The sequence below is a fragment of the Collinsella aerofaciens genome (genome assembly GCF_015554145.1).
GTDB classification, from domain to species: domain Bacteria; phylum Actinomycetota; class Coriobacteriia; order Coriobacteriales; family Coriobacteriaceae; genus Collinsella; species Collinsella aerofaciens_AA.
Map to the genome: position 1 here is coordinate 18,607 of NZ_JADNHZ010000023.1, position 12,245 is coordinate 30,851.

The 12,245-nt window shown below is 60.4% G+C and carries 6 protein-coding genes; 4 read left to right on the top strand and 2 right to left on the bottom strand.

What is annotated here, in order from left to right; all coding sequences use genetic code 11:
- Positions 1-4: 4 nt before the first annotated feature.
- The 3 genes from I2E13_RS09060 to I2E13_RS09070 all read left to right on the top strand — a co-directional run bounded on the left by I2E13_RS09060 (position 5) and on the right by I2E13_RS09070 (position 8,726).
- Positions 5-1,093, top strand: coding sequence for a hydrogenase large subunit (locus I2E13_RS09060; protein ID WP_195404878.1), 1,089 nt, complete (start codon positions 5-7; stop codon positions 1,091-1,093).
- Between the two features lie 7 nt (positions 1,094-1,100).
- The gene (locus I2E13_RS09065; protein WP_195404879.1) at positions 1,101-1,442 is read left to right on the top strand and encodes a 4Fe-4S dicluster domain-containing protein; all 342 of its coding nucleotides are present in this window, start codon (positions 1,101-1,103) and stop codon (positions 1,440-1,442) included.
- A gap of 705 nt (positions 1,443-2,147) precedes the next feature.
- Positions 2,148-8,726 carry a Spy0128 family protein gene (locus I2E13_RS09070; protein ID WP_195404880.1) on the top strand — a complete coding sequence of 2,193 codons (6,579 nt, stop codon included), beginning with the start codon at positions 2,148-2,150 and terminating at the stop codon, positions 8,724-8,726.
- Positions 8,727-9,331: 605 nt separating this feature from the next.
- On the opposite strand, the gene I2E13_RS09075 is transcribed toward I2E13_RS09070, so the two are convergent.
- Together I2E13_RS09075 and I2E13_RS09080 are read right to left on the bottom strand one after the other, a co-directional pair.
- Positions 9,332-9,961: a response regulator gene (locus I2E13_RS09075; RefSeq protein ID WP_195404881.1), complete on the bottom strand. Its 630-nt coding sequence runs from the start codon at positions 9,959-9,961 to the stop codon at positions 9,332-9,334.
- On the bottom strand, positions 9,958-11,103 hold the full coding sequence (locus tag I2E13_RS09080) for a sensor histidine kinase (RefSeq protein ID WP_195404882.1): 1,146 nt from the start codon (positions 11,101-11,103) through the stop codon (positions 9,958-9,960). The genes I2E13_RS09075 and I2E13_RS09080 overlap by 4 nt, the downstream gene beginning before the upstream one ends.
- Positions 11,104-11,299: 196 nt before the next feature.
- Here I2E13_RS09080 and I2E13_RS09085 point away from each other — a divergent pair, with 196 nt between their 5' ends.
- A complete protein-coding gene (locus I2E13_RS09085; RefSeq protein WP_195404883.1) occupies positions 11,300-12,238 on the top strand; it encodes an ABC transporter ATP-binding protein in 939 nt (312 codons plus the stop codon).
- Positions 12,239-12,245 lie beyond the last annotated feature (7 nt).

Consider the following 12,245-nt stretch of genomic DNA (forward strand, 5'->3'; position numbering starts at 1 on the left):
GTCCATGGCACATCGCTCCGTTATTCCGTTTGGCCCGCAGCACCCGGTGCTGCCCGAGCCGCTTCATCTGGACCTGGTGATCGAAGACGACCGCGTCATCGAGGCAATTCCGCAGATCGGCTTTGTGCACCGCGGACTCGAGAAGCTCACCGAAAAGCGCGACATGCATCAGTTTGGCTACATCGCCGAGCGCATCTGCGGCATCTGCGCCGTGGGCCATAGCTGCGGCTACGCCAGCGCCTGCGAGCGTATGCTCGGCATCGAGGTGCCTGGTCGCGTGCAGTATATCCGCACCATTCTGCATGAGCTTTCGCGCATTCATTCGCATCTGCTGTGGTTGGGTCTGCTTGCCGATGCCTTTGGTTTTGAGGCGCTGTTCTATCGTTCGTGGACCCTGCGCGAGCAGATTCTCAAGATCTTTGAGAGCACGTGCGGCGGCCGCGTGATTTTGTCGATCAACGAAATCGGCGGCCTTAAACACGACATTGAGGACTCTGAGCTGGCGGGCATTGTCCAGGCGCTCGATGCCATGCGCCCCGACTACGAGGCCCTGGTGCATACGTTTTTGGACGACAATAGCTGCGGCGAGCGCCTGCATGGCGTGGGCGTGATCAGCAAGAAGGACGCGCTGGAGCTTTCGATGGTCGGCCCGTTTGGGCGCGCCTCGGGCGTGGACTACGACGTGCGCATGTTCGGCGACGGTGCCTATGCGGACCTGGCTGCGTTTGAGCCCATCGTTGCTACCGATGGCGATTGCTATGCCCGCTGCCAGGTGCGTTGCGCCGAGGTCACGCAGGCCATGGACATCATCAAGGAGCTTGTGGGCAAGATTCCGCACGACGGGATCGGCGGGCGCACCAAGCTTACGCCGGCCGACGGCGCACGCGGCGAGGTTGTGATTGAGCAGCCGCGCGGCGAGGCGTATTACTATGTGCGCGGCAACGGCACCAAGAACTTGGACCGTTTTCGCGTGCGCACGCCGACGTCGCAAAATCTGGCGGGTCTGACGCATGCGCTGCAGGGCGTGCTCATTGCCAACGTGCCCATGATTATCCTGACCATCGACCCCTGTATTAGCTGCACGGAAAGGTAGGCGCGGCATGAGTTTGCTGACATTTGCCAAGACGGCCTTGGGTTCTATGGTCAAGCAGCCGGTAACGGTGCGCTATCCGCAGGAGAAGCTCGCGGCACCCGAGCGCCTGCGCGGGCATATCGTCAACGATATGGACGTGTGCATCTGCTGCGGCATGTGCGCGCGCCGTTGCCCGGCGGGTGCACTTGCGGTCGATCGCAAGGGCGGAACGCGGTCGATTGACCCGTATGCCTGCGTGGTGTGCGGTGAGTGCATCGAGAGCTGCCCCAAGCACTGCCTGACTATGGACACCACCCGCACTCCAGTCGCAGCGGACAAGACTCCCACGGTGGAAACCAAACCGGAATAGGGCTGGGATAGGGGCCGATGGGGCAAATGCCCCACCGGCCCCGCGCTTAAACGAGCGGTGGAGCCGCCGCGAACAAAACTATGCCGGATTACGGGGCTGGATAGCGAACCTCCGACCATATCGAAAATTGCAAAAACAAAACCGCAGGTAGATAGCCTGCCGTTTTTCAAAAAATGGAGGTATGGATGAGGGTCCCGACTTTAGCCCCGTAATCCGGCATAGTTTTGAAATACCACCATATCCGTAGCATCCCTTGATCTCCCGTGGACAGAGGGAAACGGATCATTTTGGCCTTGCGAGGGCTGCCGCGTGACCCGTCTGCCACGAAATGGGCCCATCTACTACGTTTAGGCCGCTACCCTCAACCATGGCAAGTAATGTGAAATAAAAACCGCAGGTAAAACGCCTGCGATTTTTCATGAAACGCGGGTATGGTCGGGGGTATCGAGTCAAACGTAGTAGATGGGCCAGTTTTGTGGCGAGCGCCACCAATTGATTCCCCGGGGACGGAGGAAAGTGGATCATTTTTGCCTGATGGCACCGAGTCGCACCTGTTTTCCTGCGAAAACGCCGTGTCTCAACTTTGGTGAGACATTTGTCTCACGCCCAAAACAGAATCTGGAACATGTGTCACCTGCCCAAATTGTGTCTCATTTCGTAACTTTAGGCTGTTGCAAGGTCTGAGACCGCGAGAAGGGAGACGCGATGAGTAAGTACACGAAGGGTCTCTTGGCGGTGATACTGGCCGTAGTGCTGGTATTGCCAGCCGCAGCATTCGCCATGCTGCCCGAGGCCAACGCCAGGTCCAGCACCGGAATGGACGGGCCGACAGTAAGCGGAACGGTCGTCGACCCCGACACCAGCGGACGCTGGGAAATCTGGGCAGCCGGTCACAACGGTAACAAAGTAACGACTCAAAACGTCGGCCGAATCTGGACCGACAAGACGGTCAAGAAAGCCGGAAAAAACGAAGCGTCAGATTTTGTGACTACGCTTTCGGCGATGTCCTCGACGTCTAATTCAACCGTAACGGTTACCACGCCACTCGACATCGTGATGGTGCTGGACGCCTCTGGCTCGATGGATGATCATATGGGCGGTGGAGACTCACCTAAGCGTATCGATGCGTTGAAGAACGCTGCGAATAGCTTTATCGATACCATTGCCAAGCAAAACGAGGGCATCGAGGGCGTCAATAGGCAGCATAGGGTTGCCATTGTTAAGTTTGCGGGCGAGAAGTCCAACGATATCGGCAACAATATGTATCGCGACGGAGGGTACTCCTACAATTACACCCAGGTTATGAAAGAATTGACCTACTGTTCCGGCAGCAATGCGGATGATCTCAAGAAGAATACAATTAATCAAATTCAGCCTGCCGGCGCCACGCGCGCCGACTATGGCCTAGAGCTGGCCGAGGGAATCACTATCACTTCTGGCCGCAAAGACGCCAAGAAGATTATTGTGTTCTTTACCGACGGTACGCCAACAAAGCAAAATAAATTCGATGCGGGTGTCGCCAACGCTGCTGTGAAGGCTGCCAAGAACATGAAGGACAGCAAGGCCACCGTTTATACTATCGGCATCTTTGATGGCGCGGACCCCAGCGCTGGTATCCAGGATTCGGGAAAAAGCCAAAAAGAGAACAAGTTCATGCAGGCCGTATCGAGCAACTACCCCAATGCCACGGCATGGAACGCTCACGGCACACGCGCGGAAAACTCCGACTACTACAAGTCGGCGACCAATGCCGAAGAGCTCAAGAAGGTCTTCGACGACATCTCACAGGCCATCACATCGGAGGCGCCTTATCCGACCGAAATCCATAAGGGCTACGACAAGACCAAGTCCGGCTACATCACGTTTACCGACGAGCTGGGCGACTTTATGCAGGTCGACGGATTTACCGAAGTCGTCATCAACGGCACGCCGTTTACCGAGGCGAGCAAGACGTTCAATGAAGAAACCAATACCGACACATATGAGTTCACCGGCAAGGCAAAAGACCTGCTCATTACCGTGCAGCGTGCCGGCGATGACAATCCCCAGAAGGGCGATATCGTAACGGTTAACATTCCTGCATCGTTGATTCCGCTGAGCCACTTTAAGACCGTAGACGGCAAGCTTTCGGTCGACAGCGTTAAGCCCATCCAGGTGAAGTATGCTTCGAGCGTGAAGAGTGTTGCGCTCGACAACCTATTTACGCCTGAGAAGGTCACGGGGCTCAAGACTTACATCGAAAAGAATACGACCGTTGCCGACGATGACAGCAAGACCGTGAGCTTCTACGCAAACAAGTGGAAGACCGGTGCGTTGGGTGATACGGTTGCGACCTTTGAGCCGGCCGATACCAACCGCTACTACTACTTCCAGAAGCAGACTCCCATTTACACCGATAAGGAATGCACGCAGCCTGCAAAGATTTCACTGGCAGAAAAAGGCACCTATTACTACAAGGATGAGTTTGAGGAGCAGGGCGAGAACAACGAGGCCAAGTCCGCCACTGCCGTCATCGAGTTTATCGGCGGCGACGCTGCGAAGTTTGACGGCGCCATAGTTCGCGACAAGGACGATAACCTTTCGTTTAGCGTGGGAACCGCGCGCCTGGCCTTTATCGACGAGCTCCACACCACCAAGGAGGGTGTGGGCGGCAACTTGACCGAGACCGCGCTCGACGTGCTCAACCCCAGGTGGAACAACGTGTCCGCCAAGGCGGGTGCTACGCATGTCAATTCCTACTTGGGCAACAACGGCAAGATCAGCTATAAGTACGACATGACGCCGGCAAAGGTTGACACCAAGGCTAGCTTTGGCCTGACCAAGGTGCTCGAGGGTCGCGACTGGACAGATGCGGACGAGTTTAAGTTCGAACTCGCTGCGACGTCCGAGAACGATGCCCCGATGCCTGCGCTCACGACTGCGATCGTGCACAAGGCTGACCTAGACATGGGCAAGGCAGCTATCGACTTCGGCGAGATCACCTACAACAAGCCGGGCGAGTACACCTATGAGGTCCGCGAGGTCAAGGGCGACGCCGGTGGCATTACCTACAGCAAGAACGTTGCCACGTTCAAGGTGACTGTGACGGTTAACGCCAAGGGCGAGCTTAAGGCCGACGTTGAAAAGACCTCGGGCGAGACCGAGTTCAAGAACACCTATAGCGTGAAGCCTGTCGAGGACCAGATCACCGCGACCAAGGTCCTGACCGGGCGCGACCTCAAGGAGGGCGAGTTCTCCTTCGAGCTCGTCGAGGGTAACAAGGTCGTCGCCAAGGGCACTAACGCTGCCGACGGCACGATTGCCATGGACAAGATCACTTACGACAAGCCCGGCACCCACACTTACACGCTGCGCGAGAAGCTCCCCAACGAGGCGGGGCTGAGCAACGGGATCACGTACGATAAGACGAACTACACCATCAAGACGAGCGTCATCGACAACGGCGACGGCACGCTTAAGGTGACCCATACGCTCGAGGGTCCCGAGACGGCACGCTTTGAGAACAAGTACAACACTGCCCCGAATAAGTCCAGCGTCACCGACCAGATCACCGCGACCAAGACCCTGACAGGCCGCGACCTCAAGGAAGGCGAGTTCTCCTTCGAGCTCGTCGAGGGTAACGATGTCGTCGCCAGGGGCACCAATGCGGCCGACGGCAAGATCACGATGGACAAGATCACCTACACTGCGGCTGGCGAGCACACCTACATGCTGCGCGAGACCAAGGTCGGCACCACCGAAAACGGCATTACTTACAGCACCGCTGAGTACACTATTGTGACCACCGTCAAGGATAACAACGATGGCACCCTCAGCGTGGAGCACAAGCTGCAGAATGTTGACAAGGCGACCTTCGAGAACGCCTACACCGTAACCCCCAAGAGCTTCAGTGTTACTGATCAGATCACGGCGACCAAGGTCCTGACCGGGCGCGATCTCAAGGAAGGCGAGTTCTCCTTCGAGCTCGTCGAGGGCAACGATGTTGTCGCCACCGGCAAGAACGACGCCCGCGGCAAGATCAAGATGAGCTCCATCGAGTACACCGCTGCCGGCAAGCATACCTACACGCTGCACGAGGTCCCGGGCGACGCCGGCAACGGCATCACCTACGACGGCAAGACCTACACCATCGAGACGACCGTCACCGACAACGGCAAGGGTGAGCTCGAGGCGAAACATGAGCTGAAGGGCGCCGACGAGGCGAAGTTCAGCAACAGCTACAAGCCGAATCCTGGCGAGTTCAGCGTCACCGACCGGATCACCGCGACCAAGTCCCTGACCGGGCGCAACCTCAAGGACGGCGAGTTCTCCTTTGAGCTCGTCGAGGGCGAGGGCGAGGACGCCAAGGTCGTCGCCACCGGCAAGAACGCCGCCGATGGCAAGATCACGATGGGCGCCGTGAAGTACGACAAGCCCGGCAAGCACACCTACACGCTGCGCGAGGTCAACGGTGGAACCACCAGCAAGGGCGTCACCTACAGTGATGCCAAGTTCACCATCGTGACGACCATCACCGATAACGGCGACGGCACTCTCAAGGCCGAGCATGTCCTGAAGGGCGCCGAGCCCGCCGAGTTCAAGAACACCTACAGCGTGACCCCGCTCGACACTGAGCTCGACTTTGGCCTGAGCAAGGCCATTGACGGCCGCGACTGGACGGACGCCGATAAGTTCAGCTTTACCATCAGCGCAGCCGAGGGTACGGACGCCCCGCTGCCCGACCCCGCAACCGTGACCGTGAGCAAGAAGGACGCGAAGGACGGCATCGCCGCCATCAACTTCGGCGAGATACGCTACACGGCTGCCGGAACCTACAAGTATGAGATCCGCGAGAACGCGGGCAATGCGGCAGGCATGACGTATGACGGACATGTCGCGACCGCCGAAGTGACCGTGACCGAGAACGGCGAGGGCAAGCTGACCGCCAACGTCACCAAGAAGGAAAGCGGCCGCTTCACCAACACGTACCGCACTGAGCTCGATTACGCCGCGGCCGGCGGCCTCAAGCTCAGCAAGACCCTCTCCGGACGTCCCATGACTGAGGGCCAGTTTAGCTTTACCGTGACGCCCGCCGACGAGGCTTCGGCCAACGCACTTGGTCTGCTGCCCGGGGCCAACAACTTTGAGTCCCCCGCAACGATAGAGGGAACAGTCGGCCAGATTGACATTCTGGCGGGCCATGAGGTCAAATTTACGCAGGCTGATGCCGGCAAGACCTTTACGTACACCGTGGCCGAGAAGAACGACGGCCAGCCGGGTTACACCTACGACGACGCTGTCCGCACCGTGACGATCGCCATCGCCGACGACACCGCCGGCACGCTCACCGCCACGACGACCGTCTCCGGCGGTCCCGAGGGCACGCACGAGACGATCCACAAGAGCGGCGAGAACAAGGTTGAGAGCGCTCTGGTCCCGTTCAAAAACAGCTATAGCGCATCGACCGATAACCCGGGCGTTTCTGCACAGATTGTCGCCACCAAGACCCTGACCGGTCGTCCGATGGTCGACGGCGAGTTCTACTTCGGCATCGCCTATGCAGGCGAGACGGAAGCCATCGAGGGTACGTGCGTTACCAACGTTAACGGCCAAGTGAGTTTTGGTGCTCTGCATTACACGACCGAGATGCTCGCCGACCTGATAAACGCCAACCGCGCCATCCGTACCGACACGGATGCCAGGCTTACGTGGACCATCAACTACACGGCCTTCGAGTACACGTCTCCGCTCGCAGCAAAGGGCATTACCGCCGCAACGCCGAGCTTTAGCTTTAAGGTCATCGTTGTCGACAACGGCGACGGAACCCTGACGGCGAAGGCCGACTACGGTGGCACCGAGCCCGTGTTCGAGAACGTCTATGGCGCCGAGGCTGCGGATGCCGCACTCGCCGGTACCAAGAAGCTCCAGGCCGCCGAGGGCCTAACCCCGGCCGATATCGCGGGCAAGTTCACCTTTACCGTGGCTGCCGACGAGGCTGGCGCCCCGATGCCCGAGCACACAACCGTGACCAACGACGCGGCCGGCAACGTTGACTTTGGCAAGATTCACTTTACGCTCGATGACCTCAACCGCGCCCTGGGCGTGACGACTGATGCGTCTGGCGATGCATCGAGCGACGCTGAAGCCAACGCCGACGAGGCCGAGGTTGACGCTGACGCCAGCGGTGACGAGACCAAGGACGAGTCCACGCCCGAGGTCCCCGCCGCCCCGCGCTCGCACACCTTTACCTATACGGTGGCCGAGTCCGGTAGCGCCCTTGGCGTGACCAACGACACCAACGCCACGCGCAAGGTTTCCTACACCGTGACCGATAACGGTGCTGGACATCTGATCGTCAAGCGCAACGGCGACGACGGTGCGGCCTTCACGTTCACTAACACGTACAGCGTAACGCCCACCGATTCTGTCGTGACCGATCAGGTCAAGACGGTTAAGCGTCTGACCGGCCGCGACCTTGCAGCTGGCGAGTTCACGTTTGAGCTGCTCGAGGACGGCGTGACTGTCGCTAGTGGCACCAACGACGCCAGCGGCAACGTTACGCTGAGCCCGATCCGCTACGAGGCGCCCGGCACGCACACGTACACGCTGCGCGAGGCTTGCCCCAACGCGCTCGGCCTGTACAAGGGCGTCACCTATGACAGCACGACCTACACCATCGTGACCACCGTCACCGACAATGGCGACGGCACGTTGACCGCGACGCACAAGCTCGAGGGAACCACCGAGTCGGCTGGCTTTACCAACAAGTATCACGCCATGCCCACGCAGGTTTCCATCGGCGCCATCAAGGTGCTCGAGGGACGCGAGCTCAAGAAGGACGAGTTTAGCTTTAAGCTCGTTGGCGAGGACATCGAGTCTACCGTCACCAACGATGCCGACGGCAAGATCAACTTCGACAAGTTCGAGTACGACGAGCCTGGTACGTACGCCTACACCATCAGCGAGGTCAAGGGCGACGAGGCTGGTATGACCTACGACAAGTCCGTCTTTACCGCGACCGTCAACGTGGTCGACGACGGCGAGGGCAACCTCAAGGCGAACGTCGCCTTTACCAAGGGCGACAAGAGCGTCGAGGGTATCGTGTTCAACAACACGTACAAGAAGCCCGAGACGCCCGTGCCGACGCCCGATCCCGGCACGCCCAAGACCGTGACGAACATCGTCAAGACGGTCAAGGGTTTCCTGCCCACCACGGGTGACCAGCAGGCCGCTGCACTGCTCATGGCATTTGTTATTGCCATGGCTGGCGTCGGAGCCCTGGTCTGGGGTATCCGTAAGCGCTAGGCACGCTGGCAGCGCCCGGGGCCAAAAGGCCCCGGGCGGCCGGCGGGGAGCCAGAACATAGCCCCACCCCCACCCCCAGCCGCCACGGAGACGTCTCCCTTCTCCGTGGCGGCACTTTTGTGCGCAGGGGAGGAAGGGCCGCCACGAAATCGGCCCATCTACTACGTTTATCCCCTTACCCCAACCATGCCAAAAAACGCGAAAACAAAACCGCAGGTAGAACGCCTGCGATTTTCTGGAAAACGGGGGTATGGTTGGGGGTATCGAGTCAAACGTAGTAGATGGGCCGATTTCGTGGTTGGCGCCGCCAAATGATCCCCCGGGGACGGAGGAAAACGGATCATTTTGGTCCCGCGAGACTTGCGGAGGTACTCGTGCGGGGTCGCTCGAACAAAACTATGCCGGTTTACGGGGCCGGATTCCGAATCCCAAACCATACCGAAAAGCGTGAAAATAAAACCGCAGGTAGACGAGTCGTCATTTTGCAGAAAACGCGGGTATGGATGGGGGTCCTGAGTTTAGCCCCGTAAACCGGCATAGTTTTGAAATGGTATTAAATCGGTGGCAGCTATTTTGCTATGCCGGAGCGGTCGGCCGTTGGGTAATTACCCTCGCAGGTAGGCGATGGCGATTTGGGTGCGGTTGCGCAGGCCCATTTTGGCCAGGATCGAGCTGATGTGGTTGCGCACGGTGCCTTCGCCCATATAGGCGGTGGCGGCAATCTCCTTGTTGTCGAGGCCGCGGGCGATGAGTTCGGCGACTTCGAACTCGCGGTCGGTCAGACCGGCAAAGGCCGCGGGCCGGCGAGTCGCACCGGCCTCAGCGTTCGCCCCATCAAAGTCGACATCCTCGATCGCCTTGCCCTCGAGCACGCGTTTGCCATCCATGACCTGCGCCAACGCCGGTGGAATGGCGGCGACATCGGTTTTGATCAGGTAGCCGCGGGCGCCTAGCTTGAGCGCCGACACAATGTACTCGTCATCCGAGAATGTCGTCAGAAACACCACCCGCGCCGCAGGGTCGTGCTCGAGGATCTCGCGCGCCGCCGATAGGCCGTCGCGCCCCGGCATCTGGATGTCGAGCAGCGCGATGTCGGGCGCGTGCTCAGCGTAGAGCGCGACCGCGTCGTCGCCATTGGCGCCAGTGCCCACTACCTCGATTTGCGGCTGGGCGCCCAGGATAATCTTGAGCGAATCGACTACCAAGCGGTCGTCGTCGACAACTATGAGCCTCATCGGGCGTCATCTCCTTGCTGTTTGGGGACGGTGGCAAACACGCGCCAGCCGGGGGCGCCGGCGCGCAGGCCGGCGGTGAAGGTTCCGCCAAGCGCCTCGACGCGCTCGCGCATGGAGACGAGCCCCATGCCTTCTGCGACGTTGCTGCTGCTCGCCGGGGTCGCGTCTGCGCCATCATCGGTAACGATGAGCTGGTAAAACGACGGATGCTCCATGCACCGCACGGTAATGGTTTTGGCATGGGCGTGGCGCATGGCGTTGGAAAGCGCCTCGCGCAGCACCGCCGCAAAGCAGTTGGCGACGTTGGCGGGCGCATGCTCGGTCAAAACCTCAAGCTCAATCTGCGGACCGCTGTCCGAGCGTGCGCCTTCAACGATGCGTTCGAGCTGCACGGAGAGGTTGGTTGCATTGTCGTTGAGCGCGTGGACGCTGGCGCGCACGAGCTGGAGCGCCTCGTCAACGGTGTATTTGACGTCGGCGAAATCGGCGGCAACGCCGGGCTCGTTGGCATGGACCACGCGCAGGGCTTCGGTTTGAAGCGAAGCGCGCGTGAGCTGGTGGCCCACGTTATCGTGGATCTCGCGCGCGATGCGGGCGCGTTCGGCGAGCGTCGCGAGCTCGACTTCGTAGTCCTGGCGGTCGGCGAGGTCGCGGTTGCGTGCCTCGAGTGCCAGGGCGCGTTCTTGCAGCTTGTCGCGGGTGCGACGCATGCGTTCCTGTTCGCGCTCCAGCTGCGCGGTGCGCAGTGACAGCAACGTGGCGGCGACCGAAAGGATGGCGGTTAGCAACAGCGTTCGGGTGGTGAGCGCGCCGCAGCGAAGGTCCGTGGCAAGTGCGCAGGCAAACACGGAGCCAATTGCCAGCGCGGGCCAGATGCGTTCACGGCGCACGCGTCGCGCGATGTCATAGAGGGCGAGAGGTGCGAACGGCACAAACGGCGGCACGAAGACAGCCGCGATGACGTAGGCGTAGCTGCCGGCCTCGCTGGCGCGACGGGCGCGTTCTCCCTGCGCGACCTCGGCCAGTGCGGCGATGACAACGCCAAGGCAAAACGCCGCGACCAGGCGAGCATCCACAGCAAGGCCCGTGGCGGCTGCGATGCAGCACGCCAGCGCGATCGATTTGTCGAATAGCCTGTTCATACGGGTATTGTACGCGATGCCGCGCACGGGGGAGGCGCCACTCAAAGCAACCGTGACATTCCTCCCACGCGGCGGGGCGGTCGCGTCAGCAGGCTACGCGACCGCCCCGCACTCGTGACAAAGCTCACTGGTGCGCGCCGTCAGCTCCTGCGATGATGCAATCGTACCGGGCCGCAAGCAACAGAAGGGCCGCCTCATGACAGACATCGTCCACGTCGAAAATCTCGTCAAGCGCTACGACGATCTTATTGCGCTCGACCACTTTAATCTGAGCATCGCCCCCGGCGAGATCTTTGGCCTGCTGGGCCCCAACGGCTCGGGCAAGACCACGTCCATCAACTGCATCCTGCAGCTGCTCGCCTACGACAAGGGCGCCATCGAGCTGTTCGGCGAGCGCATGACGCCCGCCCGCTACGACCTCAAGCGCCGCATCGGTGTGGTGCCGCAGCAGGTGGCGGTGTTCGACGAGCTCACCGTGCGCGAGAACATCGACTATTTCTGCAGTCTCTACGTCAACGACCGCAAGCGCCGCCGCGCGCTGGTGGACGAGGCGATCGACTTTGTCGGCCTGGGCGACTTTACCAAGTTCCGCCCCGGCAAGCTCTCGGGCGGCCTGGCGCGTCGTCTCAACATTGCCTGCGGCATCGCGCACAAGCCCGAGCTCATCTTTTTTGACGAACCCACGGTGGCGGTCGACCCGCAAAGCCGCAACGCCATCCTGGAGGGCATCTGCCGCCTGCGCGACGAGGGCGCCACGGTGGTGTATACCAGCCATTACATGGAGGAAGTCGAGCAGATCTGCAGCCGCATCATGATCATGGACGGCGGCCGCGTGCTGGCGCAGGGCACTAACGACGAGCTCAAGCGCATGATTCAGATGGGCGAGAAGATTGTAATCGAGGTCGGCGAGGTTCCGAGTGCGGCGCTCGGTGCCGTCGCAAGCCTGCCGCACGTTCTAGACCTTTCGGCAACGGCGGGACAGCTCACGTTTTCGTGCGAAGCGAGCCCGCACAACCTGACGGACATTCTCGATGCGCTGCGCTCGCATGACGTGCCGCTCGGCCGCATCTATTCCGAACCGCCGACCCTCAACGACGTGTTCCTCGAGATCACCGGCCGCGAGCTGCGCGACTAGGGGGCGG